The organism is Streptacidiphilus albus JL83 (genome assembly GCF_000744705.1).
Taxonomy (GTDB): domain Bacteria; phylum Actinomycetota; class Actinomycetes; order Streptomycetales; family Streptomycetaceae; genus Streptacidiphilus; species Streptacidiphilus albus.
On sequence record NZ_JQML01000001.1, the window covers coordinates 6,324,947 to 6,342,042 of the forward strand.

The following is a 17,096-nucleotide window of genomic DNA, read 5'->3' on the forward strand; positions in this document are numbered from 1 at the left end:
CGGACGTACGAGCGAGGAGCGGTCAGGGTGCAGCGCTGGCGTGGCCTGGAGGAAGTCCCCGAGGACTGGGGGCGCAGCGTCGTCACCATCGGCTCCTTCGACGGAGTGCACCGGGGGCACCAACTGATCATCGGTCGGGCGGTGGAGCGGGCCCGCGCCCTGGGGCTGCGCTGCGTCGTGGTGACCTTCGACCCGCACCCCAGCGAGGTCGTCCGCCCCGGCAGCCACCCGCCGCTGCTGGCCCCGCAGCACCGCCGCGCGGAGCTGATGGGCGAGCTGGGCGTGGACGCCGTGCTGGTGCTGCCGTTCACCCTGGCCTTCTCGCAGCTGTCGCCGCAGGACTTCGTCCGCCAGGTGCTGGTCCGGGCGCTGCATGCGGCAGTGGTCGTCGAGGGCCCCAACTTCCGCTTCGGGCACCGGGCTTCGGGCAATGTGGAGCTGCTGGCCGAGATGGGCGCCGAGCACGGCTTCGAGGTCGACCTGCTGGACCTGACGGTCACCGGCTCGATCGGCGACGGCGCGCCGTTCTCCTCCACCCTGACCCGCCGACTGGTCGCCGAGGGCGACGTGGCCGGCGCGGCCGAGGTGCTGGGGCGCCCGCACCGGGTCGAGGGCACGGTGGTGCGCGGGGCGCAGCGCGGGCGGGAGTTGGGCTACCCCACCGCCAACGTGGAGACCCTGCCGCACACTGCGATCCCGGCCGACGGCGTCTACGCGGGCTGGCTGACCGCCGCCGACGAGCGGATGCCGGCCGCGATCTCGGTCGGCACCAACCCGACCTTCGACGGCACCAGCCGCACGGTCGAGGCCTACGCCATCGACCGGGTCGGCCTCGACCTCTACGGCCTGCACGTCAGCGTGGACTTCCTGGCCTACCTGCGCGGCATGGAGAAGTTCGACTCCATCGACGCGCTGCTCGACCGGATGGCCGACGACGTCAAGCAGGCCCGGGTGCTGACGGACTGCTAGCACCGGGGAACGACAGCGCGGCCCGGCCGGAGGAGTCCGGCCGGGCCGCGCTGTCGTTCAGGAGCGCTCGGATCAGGACTGCGGGGGCTGCTGGCCCTGGCCGTAGTTCTGCGGTGCTCCCCAGGCCTGCGGCTGGGTGCGGGGGAAATCGGCGGCGACCATGGCGGCGAGGTCGAAGTAGGCCTCGCGGGTCTTCGGCCGCATCCGGTTGAGGTCGACCTCGGCGCCGGCCGCGAGGTGCTCGTCGAAGGGCACGACCACCACGCCCCGGCAGCGGGTGCGGAAGTGGGCGACGATGTCCTCGACCCGGATCATCTTCGCGGTCTCGCGCACCCCCGACACCACGGTGATGCTGCGCTGCACCAGGTCGGCGTAGCCGTTGGCGGACAGCCAGTCGAGGGTGGTGCTGGCGCTGCTGGCCCCGTCGACGCTCGGGGTGGAGACGATGATCAGCTGGTCGGCGAGGTCCAGCACCCCGCGCATGGCGCTGTAGAGCAGACCGGTGCCGGAGTCGGTCAGCACGATCGGGTACTGGCGTCCCAGGAAGTCGATGACCTGCCGGTAGTCCGCGTCGTTGAAGGTGGTGGAGACGGCCGGGTCGACGTCGTTGGCCAGGATCTCCAGCCCGCTGGGGGCCTGCGAGGTGAACCGGCGCATGTCCATGTAGCTGGTCAGGTACGGGATCGCGGTCACCAGGTCGCGGATGGTGGCACCGGTCTCGCGGCGGACGCGGCGGCCCAGCGTCCCGGCGTCCGGGTTGGCGTCGATGGCGATGACCTTGTCCTGGCGCTCGGACGCGAGGGTCGCGCCCAGCGACATGGTCGTGGTCGTCTTGCCGACGCCGCCCTTGAGGCTGATCACCGCGATCTTGTAGGAGCTGAGCACCGGCGTGCGGATCACCGCGAGCTTCTGCTGGTGCTCCTGCTCGGCGGCCTTCCCGCCGAAGCGGAAGCGGCTGCCACCGCCCCGGCGCTCGGGCGCCTGGTTACGGAGCAGCCGGTCCGAGGACAGCTCCACCGCGGCGGTGTAGCCCAGCGGCGCACCGCCGACCGGCCCCTGCTGCTGCGGGCCGCCCTGAGCGGGGGGCTGCGGCTGGTACTGCTGCTGGGCCGGACCCTGCTGGGCCGGAGCCTGGTTCTGGGCCTGGCCCTGGTACGGGGAGGGCTGGGGCTGCTGGCCGTAGTCCGGCGGCGGGTAGGGGCCCGCGGACTGCGGCGGCTGGAGCGGCCAGCCGCCCAGGGCCTGCCGGGGGTCGGCCGGCGGCTGCACGGGCTGCTGCGGTGTGGACGGCTGCGGTGCGGGCGGCGTCCAGGGCTGCTGGTACGCCGGCGCCTCGGGCCGGGGCTGCGGCGGCGGGGTCGGCTGCTGCTCCGCCGGGTAGTTCGGCGGCTGGTAGGGGGGCTGCTGCGGGCTGGGAGCGTACGGCGCACCCTGGTACGGGGCGCCCTGGTACTGCGGACCCGGCTGCTGCGGACCGGACTGCTGCGGACCGGACTGCTGCGGGGCGCTCAACTGCCAGGTGTCCGGCTGCGGCTGCGACTGCTGCGGCTCGGGCTGCGGCGGGACGGGATCGGCCGGGCCGGCGGACGGGCGCGGCTCAGCGGGACCCTCGAAGACGGCGTCGCCGGTGGCGTCGGCAGCGGCCTCCCGGGCCGGGACGGCGTCCGGTGCCGGTGCCGGTGACAGCGGCGCGGTAGACGCGGGCGCCTGCAGCGGCGCGGGCGCCTGCAGCGGGGTCTGGTCCTGCGGCGGGGCCGGAAAGGACGGGCGGAAGGACGGCTGCGCCGACTGGTAGGGCTGCTCCTGGACCGGGCTCGGGGCCGGGCCGGGGGCGGGCGCGGGAACCGGCCCCGGCGCGGGGGCCTGGACCGGGGGGACCGGCGTGGACGGCGGGCCCACCTGCTCCGCGTTCTGGAGGTACCAGGCCGGGGGCGAGTAGTCAGGCGCGTCCGACCACTCCTCGTCCTCGTCCGGCGCGCTCTCGCCGACGTGAACGTTCTCGCGATCGTTCGTCACTGCTCGTCCCTCTCCTTCGCCTCCGTGGTCCGGTCCAGCCTAACCAGTTACCGGTTTCGCCCGGCCACCGCTGTGGCAAACCTCTAGTCGGCCCGCCTGGCCTGGCCGAGCACCTGGGCCTCGGCGGCCGTCGGTCCGCCGCGGACGAACATCCGCGACCGCCGGTTCGCCCACAGGGTGACGCCGTCGCCCAGGTTGGACAGTGCACCGGTCTCCATGGCCGGGAGCTCCAGCACCCGGCCGATCAACTCGGCCTCCTGCGGGGCCACCCGCTGCACCCCGACCACGTCGGCCGAGGAGAGCAGCCGCTCCGAGGCCGGGCTGAGGAAGGGCAGCAGGGTGAGCGTCGTCTGCCAGGGGCCGGGCGACAGTCGGCTGCGCCCCGGACGCGATCCGCAGTCCCGGACGACCAGCACCGGCGCGGTCACCGACGCGCCCTGCGGCCCGATCCGGCCGACCGGATGCACCGTCAGGCAGGGCTGGCCGCCGCCCGCGGCCTGGGCCACCGGCGTCCAGGACTGGCCGCGTCCGGTCTCGACCACCACCCGCGCCCCGGTCGCCGCCGCGCGCAGCGCGATCAGCTGGGCCGTCCACACACCGCCGACCAGCACCACGTCGTAGGCCCGGGGCCGGAACAGGCCCAGGACCGCGGCGGCGTCCTGGCCGTCCATGCCGATCACCACGCCGTCGTCGCCGATCGGCAGCGCCATCGCGGACAGCTCCTCCTGGCTGAGGACGTGCTGCTCGCGTCGCGGGCCGCGCAGCCCGAATCCCGCCAGTGCCCCCATCAGCGTGTCCCTCCCAGCGGCAGCGTCGCGAGGACGCCGGGTACCTGTTCGCGGTCCAGCCGCACCAGTGTCGCACCCGCGCTCTTCGCCCGGGCCTCCAGCTGTCGGGCCGCCTGCTCCAGCTCCCGGTCGCCCCGGGCGGTGACCCGGACCTGACCGGTCAACGCGACTGCGTCGCCGTCGGCCTGACGAACAGTCAGGCTGAAGGTGGTGCCCAGGGCGGTGCCGCCGGTGAGCAGGTTCACCAGGTCGGGTGCGGTCACCGCGCCGCGCGCGGCGGAGCTGCCGCCCGAAGGGGCGAGCCGGGGCCACTGGCCCACCCAGTAGGTGGTGTGCCAGCGGTCGTCGCAGCGCCAGGCCCGGGTGGTCTCCGCGGTCCGGCGGCCGTTCCGGGAGCCGTTGCCGGCGCTGCCCGCCGCCAGCGGGTTGGCGCAGACCGCGGTGGACACGGCGGCGGCGACGGCGGCGGCGTCCAGCACGGTGGTCGGCAGGCCGGCCCCGGCGAGCCGGGCGGCGAGCTGGTCGGCGGCGCGCTGGAGCGACTTCCGGGCGCCGATGTCGCCGCCGCCGCGCGCGGCCACGGCGCCGAGGCAGAGCTCCGGGTCGAGCCTGACGGTCACCCAGGTCAGCCGCAGCCCCGGGGTCCGCTGGCTGCCCGGGAGCTCGCGGTAGCCGCGGGCGGCGAGAGCCTGCTCGGGCAGGTGCGGCGCGGGGGCGGGCTGGGCGTACTGCACGACCTGGATCGCGTCCAGCACGATGTCGTCGACCACGAGTCCGGCGCCGAGCAGATCCAGCGGCAGCGAGCGGGTGTTGTGCTCGGGGCGCAGCGGTTCGTCCGGGGCCTCGACCTGGAGCACCGCGGTCAGGAAGGTGCCGTCGCCGACCATGCCGATCTCGCGCCGCTCCCGGCGTCCGGCCGCACCCTTCCCCTCGGCCTCGACCGTGTGCTGGACGATCCGCAGCGCGGGGTCGCACTCCAGGACCGGCACCAGCAGCGGGTCGGCCTGCGGGTCGACCGGGTTGGCGGCCGAGCGCTTCCGGCGGGCCTGCAGCGCCGCGCGGACGCCCGCGTGCTCGGTGAAGGAGAGCCCGTTCCAGCGCAGCAGTGCCAGCAGCACCAGCAGCACCGCCACGACGCCGTTCACGGTCAGCACCACGCGGTTGGTGGCCAGCCCGATCAGCACCAGCGCGGCCGCCAGTTCGACCAGGATCAGCTGCGGCAGCCGCAGCGGCCCGAGCCGGCCGGGTCGGGGCCGGAAGCGGACCGTGACCGGGACGGCGGACCGGGAGCCCGCAGCCTTGGGCTGGGGCGGAAGTTCGGCGGGCGCGCCATGGCGCCGTGCCCGCAATGCGCCGCTCTGCTCGGACATCCCCCGGATCAGCCCTCTCTGGTCGGGTGCACATCGGAAAACAGGTAGCCGGTTGGCTGACCGCCATACCGTACCCGTACCGTACGTACCGATCGCGCGCGGTAGTTGGTGCCGAGGGCATCAGGACGGGGATCGGGGACCAAGAGCATGGCATCACGCCGGAACGAGCTGAGCGCCTACACCTTCTCTCGCCGCCGCACGGTGGCCGCCTTCCTCCAGCCGTCGAGCGGCGGGAACGAGGAGGATGCACCGCGCGCACTGCGGGCCGTGGTGCCCAGCATCATCGTCGGTGTGCTGGCCGTCGCCGGCGCCGGCGCCTACGGGATGATCAAGCCATCGGCGCCGGTGGGCTGGCAGAAGGCCAACGCGGTCATCGTCGGCAAGCAGTCCACCACGCGCTACGTGATGCTGGACGGGATGCTGCACCCGGTGCTGAACATCGCCTCGGCCCGGCTGCTGCTGACGCCCGGTTCGAGCGTGGTCTCGGTCGACGACTCGGTGCTGGACTCCGGCAAGGTGCCGCACGGTTCGCTGGTCGGAATACCGTTCGCCCCGGACAGCCTGCCGACGGCGCAGGACGCCGGGACCGCGAAGGTCTGGGCCTACTGCGAGCAGCCGTCGAGCAACGCCCAGGGCGGCACCGACCAGAAGCTGTTCGTGCTGGACGGCAAGGACACCGGTGCGGTGGGCGGCAGCGGGCAGTTGGACGCCGGGCACGCGATGTACGTCCAGGGCCCGGACGGCACCACCTACCTGGTCGACGCCACCGGGACCTCCCACCAGCTGTCGGCCGGGCACCAGGGATCGGCCACCGAGCGGATCCGGCTGGCCACGGCCGCCTTCGGCGCCACCGTCGGCGCACCGCAACCGGTCACCGCCGACTGGCTGGCGACCCTGCACCAGGGCGACCCGATCATCCTGCCCAACGCCGACATCGCCGGCTACGGCACCAGCAGCAGCATCTCGTTGGGCGCGGGAGCGGTCCACGTCGGCGACGTCTACCAGGTGCAGACCGACAGCGGCCAGTACCTGCACTACGTGGTGGAGCAGGACGGCGTCCACCCGGTGTCCGACTTCACCAACCGGTTGCTGGAGGCGGTCGACCCCAACCGCACCGTGCCCACGGTCCCGGACATGGAGGTCGCCGGCGCCAACACCCGCTCCGTCTTCGAGGGCACGAAGAACTGGCCGACGGCGCTGGTGGCCCAGGCGAACCAGGGCGCCACCGGCAATGTCGCCTGCAGCGTCTACGCCGGGACGGCCTCCGCCGCGGGCGTGCCGCAGCTCCGGCTGTGGACCGGGGCCGGCTACCCGGTCAACAGCACCTCCGGGACGGCCGGCGTCTACGTCACGCCCGGATCCGGGCTGCTCTACCGGCAGGTGTCGGGAACCAGCACCACCAGCGGCTCGGTGGACCTGCTGACCGACACCGGACTGCGCTACCCGATCCAGATGAACAACGACAGCAACGCCGGCGGGGCCGCCCCGACGCCGAACCCGGGCGGCAGCACCGACGGCAGCGCGGACGGCTCCGGCGACGGCACCGCCAACACCGACGACGCCCAGGCCAGGCTGGGTTACGGGAGCGTGGCGCTCAACCCGGTGCCGCTCGCCTGGTCCAGCCTGCTGTCCTCGGGGCCCAATCTGAACACCGCCGCCGCCGAGTTGCCGCAGGGCTCCTGAACCGCATTCCCTGTTGGGTCAGTTGCGCCGGGGCGATAGAGTGCTGCGGGACATCACCGTTGTGATGCCGGCCGGGTGGATGTGACCGGGCACCCGGTCCAGATGGTCTGTCTCATGGGGGACGGTGCAAATGTCGGGTCAGTTTACGACCACTGCCAATGACATGAAGTTGTTCTCGGCGCACATTGCCGAGGTGAACACCCAGATCCAGCAGGAACTGGGGCGCTTGGAGAACCTGATCAGCTCGATCGCCTCCGGGTGGCAGGGTGACGCGGCGATCGCGTACAACACGCTCCAGTCGCAGTGGAACGAGGACGCGGGCAAGCTCAACCGCGTGCTGAACGAGATCAAGGAAGCGATCGACGGAACCACGGCGCAGTACACCGCGACCGAGTCCGACCAGCACTCCTCGATCAGCAAGATCGCCGCAGCCCTCGGCTGACGGTCGGTCGACCCCACCACTGCTTGTCAAAGGAGAGTTCATGTCCGGCCACATCAAGGTCAGTTTCAACACCGTCTCGGACGCGGCGAGCGAGGTCCGCTCCACCGCCGACCGGGTCAACTCGCAGCTGGAGGACCTGAAGGCGGGCGTCGCCCGGGTCGCTCAGAGCTGGGAGGGCGTGGCCCAGGAGAAGTACCAGGCCCGCCAGCAGGAGTGGAACACCGCTGCCGCAGACCTGCACACCGTGCTGATGCAGATCGCCTCCGCGCTGGACAACGCCGCGCAGAGCTACCAGGCGACGGAGCAGAAGAACGCCGGGATCTGGGGTAACTGAGAGCCGGGGCAACCGAGCCCCGCTCGTCACCACCGTCCGTGCGCGGCCCGCACCGGGGTTGCGCGCGGACGGCGCACCGCAGTCGGACAGCCACACCTTCGGGGGATCGAGCACCAGTGAACCGGCACCACCTCGGCACGCGCCTGGCCCTGGTCCCCGCGGTGCTCTCCGTTCTCGCCCTGTCCACGCCCGCCGTCGCGGCCGGTGCTCCGGGCGCCGGCGTCCGGGCGGTGCCCGGACGTTCCGCCACCGTGCTGGACTCCAGCGGGCAGTGCACCTTCCCCGCGTCGAACATCCCCGGCACCCCGTGGGCGCTGCAGCGCGTCCTGCTGCCGCAGCTGTGGAGCTTCGCGACCGGGAAGGGCGTCACCGTCGCCGTGATCGACACCGGCGTCGACGACACCAACCCGCAGCTGCGCGGTGCGGTCACCGGCGGGAAGAACTTCCTGACCAGCGAGAGCGGCAACTCGCTGACCGATCCGGACGGCCACGGCACCATGGTCGCCGGGATCATCGCCGCCCGTCCCGCCTCCGGGACCGGCTTCGTGGGCCTGGCCCCGGACGCCGACATCCTCTCGCTGCGGCAGAACGACTCCCAGGGCGACGGCACCATCACCACCCTGACCGCCGCGGTGAACGCCGCCGTGGACGCCAAGGTCGGTGTGATCAACATCTCCCAGGACGTCACCACCAACGGCCGCCCGGTGCCGGTCACCCCGGACAGCGGGCTGGCCCACGCCATCGCCAGGGCCATCGCCGCCAACATCGTGGTCGTGGCCGCGGCCGGCAACGAGGGACTGTCGCTGCCGACCTACCCGGCGTCCCTCCCCGGGGTGCTCGGAGTCGGCGCCTCCGACCGCAACGACGAGCGCGACTCGGACTTCTCCGAGAGCGGCAGCTCGGTCCTGGTCGCCGCGCCCGGGGTGGACATGGTCTCCACCGTGCCCGGCGGCGGCCAGTGCGTGGACAGCGGCACCAGCTTCGCCGCCCCCTACGTCGCCGCCGTCGCCGCGCTGCTCCGGCAGGCCCACCGGAACTGGACGGTGGCGCAGATCGACGCCCGGATCGAGCAGACCGCGCAGCGCACCGACCCCGGCTGGAACGCCTTCATCGGCTGGGGCGTGGTCGACCCGGTCGCGGCGCTCTCCGACGACGCCCCGCCGACCGATGCCGCCGTCGCCGACCCGTCGACCGGCGCGGGCGCGCCCCCGGTCCGGGCCCGACCGCTGGACCTCGGCCAGAGCCGGGCCGCCGACCAGCAGCAGACCGCCGTCTACCTCCTCTGTCTGGGCGCGCTCGCGGTGGCGCTCACCGCGGGCACCGCGATAGTCCTGCGCGATGCCCGCCGCCGCCCCGCCTCCTGACAGAGAGCCCGATGAGCAACACCTCATTCCGAGTCGACCTGGCCGAACTCGGAGCCCTGCGCCACGCCCTGGTGCGCGCGGAGCAGACCGTGCGGAACGCCGTCGGGGCGCTCGGCGCCGCCGACACCGCAGCGCCCGGGGACGCCCCCGGCAGCGCCGACCCCGCCTCCGGGACGGTGATCGGGACCGCCGACCTCGACCGGGCCTGCACCGAGCTGCTGGGCCACTGGTCCGCCGTCCTCGGCGACCTGGGGCGGCAGCTGGAGCAGACCGCGGAGGGCGTCACCACGGCCGCCCGGAACTACTCCGGCACCGAGAGCCGCCTCGCCGCCGCCCTGCGCTCCGCCGCGCCCGGCGAGCCGCGCGGGCCCCTCGCACCGGAGGCGCGCCGGTGAGCTGCGACCGCTACCCGGGCATCGGCTTCGACCCGGCCCCCGGCGACCCCGCCGCCGTCGACCTGCTCCAGCAGCGGCTGACCCGTTCCGCCGAGTGGCTGGGCGCCGCCCACGACCTGGTCGAACGGACCGTCCGGGACGACCCGGCCTGGCAGGGCGCGGCCGGCGCCGCCTTCCGCGACCACCTGGGCAACGCCCCCGGACTGCTCGACCGGGCCCGGGGCTCGCTGCAGTACGCCGCCGCCCGGCTGCGGGACTGGCACGGCGAACTGCTCGACCACCAGGCCCACGCCCGGCAGCTGGACGGCGAGCTGCTGCGCGCCCGCACCGTGCTGCGGGAGACCGCCGCCACGGCCGGCACCTCCACCGCGCCCGAGGGCAGCGCGGCCTGGATCGACGCGACCACGGCCGGACTGTTCGAGGCGAACGACACCCTCCGCCGCACCCGGGCCGAGGTCGACCGGCTGCTGGCCCGGGCCCGCGAACTGGAGGCGGCCCACACGGACGCGGCCGGCCGGGTCGCCGACGCGCTGCGCCGCGAGGACCCGGGCCCCGCCCACCGCCCCGGGGGCGCCGACCGTCCTGCCGGACTGTTCGGACCGCTGCTGCACGAGCTGGACGCCGGTGTCGGCGCGGTCGGCCGCGCGGTCTACGACCACGCCGGCACGATCAGCTCGATCGCCGGCTTCCTGGCGCTCTTCCCGACCCCGCTGACGCCGCTGCTGGCCGCGACCGCGATTGCGACCGGCGCGCTCCAGCTCGACAAGGACGTCAGGGACCCGGCGGTCTGGGCCGCGCTGTGGCCGCCGAGAGCCGGCGCCGACTCCCTCGGCGCCGCGCTGTCGCTGGGCGGGGACGTCGCCGGCGTGCTCCCCGGGGTCGGCGCGGTCGCCCGGGGCGGGGCGGAGACCGTCCGGGCGCTGCGGCTGGCCGGGGAGGCAGGCCGGACCGTCAGGGCCGAGGAGCTGACCGGTGAGTTCCTCGGCAGCACGGTGCGGCTGGTCAGCCGCCGGGCCATGGACGACGCCCGGGTGGCGGCGGTGCCGGGGATGAGCGCGGCCGAGACGGCCGCCCGGCAGCGGCACATCCTGGTCGGCCGGGGCGTGGCCGGTGTGGGCGCCGGCGCGGCGCTCTGGACCGAGCTCTCCGGCGGCGGACGGTGACCGACTGCGGCGCGGTGGCGACCGGCTCGATGGAGACCGGCGCGGTGGAGATCGGCTGTGGCGTCCCGCGCGGCTTCCGGCGACTGGAGCCGAGCCCGGACCCGGCGCGGCTCGCGGAGCTGCGCGCGGTCCTGGCGGGGCGGGCTGCCGAGGTGCTGGCCGCGCAGCAGCACACCGTCGGACTGCTGGTCGGCCAGGGCGTGCTGTTCTGCGCCCTGGGGCTGCACCGGGGGCCGGGGTCCGCCGACGAGGTCCGCCCGTCGGTGCTGACGCTGGCCGCGGGGGAGCTGGGCGGGGTCGCGCCCGGGCCGCTGCTCGCCGAGCTGCTGGCGCGAGCCCGGGGAACAGCCGAGGGCGGCGCGGGCTCCCGCCCGCTGGAACTGCCGGCCGGCCCGGCGGCAGTGCTGCTGGGCCGGGGGAGCGGCACCCCGCCCCGGTTCGACGGCGCGGCCGCGGAGCCGCCAGGCCGGCTGTGGGCCGGGACGGTGGCCCTCGCCTCGGCCGCGCACGACCGGCTGGTGCTGCTCCAGCTCACCTCGGCCTGCCCGGAGCTCGGGGCCGACTACCGGGCGATCCTGCTGGCGACGGCGCACACCCTCACCCTGTCCGGCCCGCCGCGCTCCCGGATCCGGGACGCCCTGGGCTGACGCGAAGGACCCGCCGCCCCTGAGGGGCGGCGGGTCCTTCGCGTTCCGGCGGGCGCGGTGGTCAGGCAGCGACCTGCTCGTCCTCCGGGACGGTGATGATCCAGCGGGTGTCCGGGCGGGGCCGGAGGTAGAAGACCCAGTAGAGCAGCGAGGCGACGGTGATGCCGCCGGTGATCAGCAGGTCGCTCATGGCCTGCTGGCTCAGCACGTACAGCAGCACGGCGATGACGGCCACCGGGATGGTCGGCCACAGCGGCATCCGCCAGGCGGTGGTGTTCAGCTTGTGCCTGCCGCGGCGCGAGGCCAGGGCGGCGACGGCGACGAAGCCGTAGAGCAGGGTCACCGCGACGCCGGTGACGTTGGTCAGGGTGTCGACCGGGACGAAGCAGAGGACGGCGCCGGGGACGCCGACCGCGAGGGTGGAGATCCAGGGCGAGCCGAACTTCTTGCTCAGGTCGACCAGGGCGCGGTTGACCGGCTCGGGCCAGGCCTTGTCGCGGGCGGAGGAGTACAGCACCCGGGAGTTCTGGATGACCATGACGATCGCGGCGTTGATGATGGCCAGCGCGATGCAGAGGCTGACGAAGGTGCCGACGGCCGAGTCGGACCAGGCGGTGACCATGCCGCTGATGTCGCCGTTGTCCAGCGCGCTCATGCTCGGCGCGCCCATGGTGATGGCGATGGTCGGGATCAGGATGACGGCGGAGCCGATGCCCAGGGTCCACAGCACGGTGCGGGGGACGGTGCGGTTGGGGCGCTCCATCTCCTCGGCCAGGTAGACGGCGGTGGAGAAGCCCTGGGTGATGAAGAGCGCGGTGGCCAGCCCGGCGATCATCGTGCCGGCGGTGACCACGTTGAGGTGGCCGCCGTCGCCGACCAGCTGCGGGTGCAGCATCACCGAGGCGGAGCGGTTGCTGTGGGCGAAGCCGAGGCAGGCGACCAGGGCGGAGGCGATGACCTCCAGGCAGAGGAAGATGCCGGTGATCCAGGCGTTGGCGCGCAGGTCGAGCAGGCCCATCACGGTGGCCAGCAGCATGACCGCGGCGCCCGCCAGGTCGGCGTTCACGTGCAGGATCGGGGCGAGGTACTGGGCGGTGCCCAGGGCGATGATCGGCGGCACGATCAGGACCACGATCAGCGCCTGGATGAACGCCAGCCAGCCGGTGCCCTTGCCGAGCGTGCTGCCGGCCATGGCGTACTCGCCGCCGGCGCTGGGGACCAGGGTGCCGAGCTCGGAGTAACAGAAGGCCACGCCGATACAGATGACCATCGCGATGGCCAGCGCCAGCGCGGTGCCGGTGCCGAGGACCGCGAACGAACCGGGCACGATGACGAACAGCGACGACGCGGGGGTCAGGCAGGAGAGCGTCAGCAGGGTCCCGCCGACCACGCCGATGGAGCGCTTCAGCTTCTGCGGCTCGTTCCCGGCGACGGCAGTGGAACGGGCGTCCCGCTGCCCGGGGATCCCGGCGTCGGGGGGGCTCAGCGTGTCGGTCATGTGCATTCCGATCGGATCGGTGGGTCTGTGTCGCGGGGAGAGCGGTATCGCCTCCGGTCGGGTTGGCTGTTGCGAACCGTGTCGCTCTCCGGGGGTCATGTAACCCCGGCTGTTAATGACACGTCAAGGGACACTTTGCTTCGGATTTCGTTGCTCATATTGCTGGAGGCAACGAATCTGATGGCCAGTCAGTGAAATGCGTTATTTGTGGCCTATGTCCATACGCCTTCGCATAGCATGATCGAAAAACTATATGGCCTATGAAACTAAGGTCATCGGGGGAAAATCTCGCTGTATCAACCCCGCCCTCCATGCTCTCCGGCGAACACGACAAAGGGGCCGCCGAGTGACGTATCACTCAGCGGCCCCTACGGATCGGACCGTGGCGTCCGGATAACGATCCGGACAGCGCCTCCCCCGCTCCGGCCTGCGCCGATGCTCAGCTCGCGGGCGTCCAGCCGGTCTGCACCGTGAACGAGCCCCGGCGCCGGGTGACCAGCACACCCCGGCCCGGCGGCATCGGCCGCGGCTTCACATTGCCCAGCAGCACGCCCTCGTCCTTGTCGCCGGAGAGCACGATTCCCTGCGAGCCCAGCTCCTTCAGCCGCTGCATCACCGGCTCGTAGAGGGCCCGGCCGGCGCCGCCGGAGCGGCGGGCGATGATCACGTGCAGCCCGATGTCCTTGGCGAACGGCAGCACCTCCAGCAGCTGCGAGAGCGGGTTGCCGGAGGACGTGGCGACCAGGTCGTAGTCGTCGATCACCAGGAACAGCTCCGAGCCGGTCCACCAGCTCCGGTCCCGCAGCTGCTGCTGGGTGACGTCGGGACCGGGGATCCGGCGGTCCATCGCACCCCTGATGTCGCCCAGGAAGGACTGCAGGGCCGGCTGCGCCGCCGCGTACTCCAGCAGGTGCGCGGTGGTGACCTGCCCCAGCAGCGCGCGCCGGTAGTCACCGATGACGATCCGGGCCTGCTCCGGCGTGTAGCGCTCGGTGATGCCCTTGAGCAGCAGCCGCAGCAGCGCGGTCTTCCCGGTCTCGCCGTCGCCGAAGACGATGAAGTGCGGGTCGGTGTCGAAGTTGACGAACACCGGCGAGAGCGAGGACTCGTCCACGCCGATCGCGATGCCCAGCTCCGGGTACTCCATGCCCTTGGGCAGCTGCTCGGCCGGCAGCAGCTCCGGCAGCATCCGCACCTGCGGCGCGCGCGGCCCGGTCCAGGCGCTGTTCGCCGCGGCGACGAAGGCGGCGACGCCGTCGGCCAGGTCCTCGACCCCGCTGGAGCCGTCGATCCGCGGCAGACCGGCCAGGAAGTGCAGCCGCTCCGAGGTGAGGCCGCGTCCCGGCGCCCCGGCCGGGACGTTGACGGCGGTCTTGCGGTCGATCTCCGACTCCATCGAGTCGCCGAGCTTCAGCTCCACCCGGGTCTGCAGCAGGTCCTTCAGCGCCGGGCGCATCTCGCCGTAGCGGGAGGCGCCGACCACCACGTGCACGCCGTAGGCGAGACCGCGCTGGGCGATGTCCGCGACCGCGGACTCCAGCAGCTCGAACTCCTGCTTGAAGGTCAGCCAGCCGTCGACGACCAGGAAGACGTCGCCGTACTGCTCCTCCGGCAGCAGCCCCTGCTTGCGCCGGTTGCGGAAGGTCGCGATCGAGTCGATGCCCTGCGCGCGGAACAGCTCCTCGCGCCGGGTGACCAGCCCCGACACCTCGGCGACCATCCGCCGCACCTTGTCGGCGTCCAGCCGTCCGGCGACCCCGCCGACATGCGGCAGGTGCTGGAGGCCCTGCATCCCGCCGCCGCCGAAGTCGAGCAGGTAGAACTGCACCTCGGCCGCGGTGTGGGTGAGTGCGAACGAGCTGACCATGGTCCGCAGCAGGGTGGACTTGCCGGAGCGCGGACCGCCGACGACCATGCCGTGCCCGGCGGCCCCGGAGAAGTCCAGGTACATCAGGTCCCGGCGCTGGTCGATCGGCTTGTCGACCAGGCCGACCGGCACCACCAGCCGTCCGGCCGCGGTGTACTCGGCGGCGGCCAGGCCCCGGTCGGGGGTGGCGGCCAGCGGCGGCAGCAGCTGGTCCAGCGAGGGGGCCTCGCTCAGCGGCGGCAGCCAGACCTGGTGGGCCGGCGGTCCCTGGCCCTCCAGCCGCTGGACGATGACGTCCAGCACCGAGTCGGCGAGCGCGTCGTCCTGCCGGGGCGCCTGCTCGACCGGCTGGGCGTGTAGCGGCCGGGCCGGCAGCGCCACCGGCGAGCCGGTGAACAGCACCGCCGCCGTCCGCTGCGACTGCCCGGCGGACTGGGTGGCGCCGCCCGCGCGGTAGGGGCCGGACACGTAAGCGGCCTTGAACTGCGCCATCACGTCGGTGCCGAACTTGAGGTAGCCGACGCCGGGCACCGGCGGCAGGTGGTAGGCGTCGGGGACGCCCAGCGCCGCCCGGGACTCGGCGGCGGAGAAGGTCCGCAGGCCGATCCGGTAGGAGAGGTAGGTGTCCAGGCCGCGCAGCCGGCCCTCCTCCAGCCGCTGCGAGGCCAGCAGCAGGTGCACGCCCAGCGAACGGCCGATCCGGCCGATCTGGATGAACATGTCGATGAAGTCGGGCTTGGCGGTGAGCAGCTCGCTGAACTCGTCGATGATCAGCAGCAGCGAGGGCAGCGGCTCCAGCGGCGCCCCGGCCGCGCGGGCCCGCTCGTAGTCGTGGACGTTGGCGTAGTTGCCGGCCGCGCGCAGCACGTCCTGGCGGCGGTTCAGCTCGCCGGTGATGGAGTCGCGCATCCGGTCGACCAGGGTCAGTTCCTCGGCCATGTTGGTGATCACGGCCGAGGTGTGCGGCATGGTGGCCATGCCGGCGAAGGTCGCGCCGCCCTTGAAGTCGGCGAGCACGAAGTTCAGCGTCTCCGAGGAGTGGGTCATCGCCAGGCCCAGCACCAGCGTCCGCAGCAGCTCGGACTTGCCGGAACCGGTCGCGCCGACGCACAGGCCGTGCGGGCCCATGCCCTCCAGCGCGGCCTCCTTGAGGTCCAGCATGACCGGGTCGCCGCCGGCGCCGAGTCCTATCGGAACCCGCAGCCGCTCGTTCATGGCCCGGGGCCGCCAGGTGCGGGCGACGTCGACCGAGGCGGCGTCGCCGACGCCCATCAGGTCGGTGAAGTCCAGGTTGGCCAGCAGCGGTTCGTCGTTGTCGCCGGCCGAGACCCGGAGCGGGGCGAGCTGCCGGGCCAGCGCCTCGGCCTGCCAGGCCGTCAGCTGGTCCGGACGGCCGAGGTAGACGCCGCCGCCGGCCGCGGTCAGCCGCATCCGCTCGGGCTCCACCACCACCGCCAGCGCGCCGCGCGGCTCGTCCAGGTCGCCCGGGATCACCTCGATCACGGTGACGCCGTGCAGTCCCTCGCCGGAGGCCAGCACCGAGTCCGGGCCGACCGAGGCGCCGTCCAGGACCACCACCAGGTGCGGCTGGTCGGGGACGGGCGGTGCGTCGCGGTTGAACCGGCCCCGGCCGCCGAGCTCGTCGGCCAGCAGCTCCTCCAGCTCGTCCAGCGAGGGGCAGATCATCCGCAGCGAGCCGGCGCCGTCGGTGCGCGAGGGGTGCTGGATGTGCGGCAGCCACTTCGCCCACTCCCACTCGGGCGCGGCGCCGGGGGCGGCGGCGATGCCGACCACCAGGTCGTCGGGCGAGTGCAGCACGGTGAGCTGGGCCAGTGCGGCCCGCACCGTGCTGTAGACCGTCTCCGGGTCGCCGGAGACGGTCAGGTGGTAGAAGGCCCGGAGCGACACGGCCAGCGGCAGCTCCGGCAGGGTGCCGTGGGTGGCCAGGAAGCTCCGCATGGCCTCGGCGGTCAGCGGCTCCAGCTCGTCCAGGGGCGCGGTCTGCGGGGCGACCAGCGGGGTCGCCAGCTGCTGCGGCCCGGTGCCGAGCCGGGTCTGCCCGAAGTCGGCGTCGCCGGGGCGGCGCTCCCAGAGCCGGCTGCCCTCGGCCACCACCGACCACAGCTGGTCCGGCGCGGGGTGCAGGTAGAGCTGGGCGTCGCGCTGCAGCGTGGCCGTCCGGCGGACCTGCCGGCGCAGCTGGTTCAGGTACTTGAGGTAGTCGCGGCGCTCGTCCTCCAGGTCGCCGCCCCCGCCGCGCCGGGAGTTGAGCTGGGCCACGGCCATGGCGACGGTCGAGGCGACCATCACCCCGCCCATCACCTTCATGATCATCTGACTGCCGGGCATGAAGAAGAACGCCGCGGACCCGGCGGTGGCCAGCATCGGCAGCAGTGCCTGCCACCAGGGCCCGCCGTCGCCGCGCGGCAGTTCCGGCGGTGACTCCAGTCGGACGTCCTCGCCGGGCACCGTGGGCGGGTAGGCCCGTGGTGGTCGCTTGACGGTTACCACGCTCAACTCGGTACCAGCCCTCGTCCTGATCGAGTGTCTCGGTTCGTCG

General features: G+C 73.5%; 13 protein-coding genes. 8 read left to right on the top strand and 5 right to left on the bottom strand.

Features of this window, described 5'->3' with window-relative positions; translation table 11 throughout:
* The first annotated feature begins 27 nt into the window (after positions 1-27).
* Positions 28-969, top strand: a complete 942-nt coding sequence (locus tag BS75_RS27770) for a bifunctional riboflavin kinase/FAD synthetase (protein ID WP_034090215.1) — start codon at positions 28-30, stop codon at positions 967-969.
* A 72-nt stretch (positions 970-1,041) separates the two neighbouring features.
* Here BS75_RS27770 and BS75_RS27775 read toward each other — a convergent pair whose 3' ends face one another.
* The 3 genes from BS75_RS27775 to eccE form a co-directional block, all read right to left on the bottom strand.
* Entirely contained in the window at positions 1,042-2,985 is a 1,944-nt protein-coding gene (locus tag BS75_RS27775; RefSeq protein WP_052069743.1) for a MinD/ParA family ATP-binding protein, read from the bottom strand.
* 83 nt (positions 2,986-3,068) lie between these two features.
* Positions 3,069-3,773 (bottom strand): hypothetical protein, encoded by a 705-nt coding sequence (locus tag BS75_RS27780; protein ID WP_034090216.1) that lies wholly within the window; start codon positions 3,771-3,773, stop codon positions 3,069-3,071.
* Positions 3,773-5,143 carry a type VII secretion protein EccE gene (eccE, locus tag BS75_RS27785; protein ID WP_081982622.1) on the bottom strand — a complete coding sequence of 457 codons (1,371 nt, stop codon included), beginning with the start codon at positions 5,141-5,143 and terminating at the stop codon, positions 3,773-3,775. The genes BS75_RS27780 and eccE overlap by 1 nt, the downstream gene beginning before the upstream one ends.
* A 147-nt stretch (positions 5,144-5,290) precedes the next feature.
* Here eccE and eccB point away from each other — a divergent pair, with 147 nt between their 5' ends.
* The 7 genes from eccB to BS75_RS27820 all read left to right on the top strand — a co-directional run bounded on the left by eccB (position 5,291) and on the right by BS75_RS27820 (position 11,171).
* Positions 5,291-6,826 carry a type VII secretion protein EccB gene (gene eccB, locus BS75_RS27790; RefSeq protein WP_034090217.1) on the top strand — a complete coding sequence of 512 codons (1,536 nt, stop codon included), beginning with the start codon at positions 5,291-5,293 and terminating at the stop codon, positions 6,824-6,826.
* A gap of 130 nt (positions 6,827-6,956) precedes the next feature.
* On the top strand, positions 6,957-7,268 hold the full coding sequence (locus BS75_RS27795; protein ID WP_034090218.1) for a WXG100 family type VII secretion target: 312 nt from the start codon (positions 6,957-6,959) through the stop codon (positions 7,266-7,268).
* A 40-nt stretch (positions 7,269-7,308) separates the two neighbouring features.
* The gene (locus BS75_RS27800) at positions 7,309-7,602 is read left to right on the top strand and encodes a WXG100 family type VII secretion target (RefSeq protein ID WP_034090219.1); all 294 of its coding nucleotides are present in this window, start codon (positions 7,309-7,311) and stop codon (positions 7,600-7,602) included.
* A 116-nt stretch (positions 7,603-7,718) separates the two neighbouring features.
* Entirely contained in the window at positions 7,719-8,966 is a 1,248-nt protein-coding gene (gene mycP / locus BS75_RS27805) for a type VII secretion-associated serine protease mycosin (protein WP_042440704.1), read from the top strand.
* A gap of 11 nt (positions 8,967-8,977) precedes the next feature.
* Entirely contained in the window at positions 8,978-9,361 is a 384-nt protein-coding gene (locus BS75_RS27810) for a hypothetical protein (RefSeq protein ID WP_034090220.1), read from the top strand.
* Positions 9,358-10,524, top strand: a complete 1,167-nt coding sequence (locus BS75_RS27815; protein ID WP_034090221.1) for a hypothetical protein — start codon at positions 9,358-9,360, stop codon at positions 10,522-10,524. Before BS75_RS27810 ends, BS75_RS27815 begins: the two co-directional genes overlap by 4 nt.
* On the top strand, positions 10,521-11,171 hold the full coding sequence (locus tag BS75_RS27820; protein WP_034090222.1) for a hypothetical protein: 651 nt from the start codon (positions 10,521-10,523) through the stop codon (positions 11,169-11,171). The genes BS75_RS27815 and BS75_RS27820 overlap by 4 nt, the downstream gene beginning before the upstream one ends.
* Positions 11,172-11,232: 61 nt before the next feature.
* Here the strand turns inward: BS75_RS27820 and BS75_RS27825 are convergent, their stop codons facing one another.
* Both BS75_RS27825 and BS75_RS27830 read right to left on the bottom strand, forming a co-directional pair.
* Positions 11,233-12,669: an APC family permease gene (locus tag BS75_RS27825; protein WP_034090223.1), complete on the bottom strand. Its 1,437-nt coding sequence runs from the start codon at positions 12,667-12,669 to the stop codon at positions 11,233-11,235.
* Between the two features lie 439 nt (positions 12,670-13,108).
* On the bottom strand, positions 13,109-17,053 hold the full coding sequence (locus BS75_RS27830) for a type VII secretion protein EccC (RefSeq protein ID WP_034090224.1): 3,945 nt from the start codon (positions 17,051-17,053) through the stop codon (positions 13,109-13,111).
* Between the last annotated feature and the right edge of the window lie 43 nt (positions 17,054-17,096).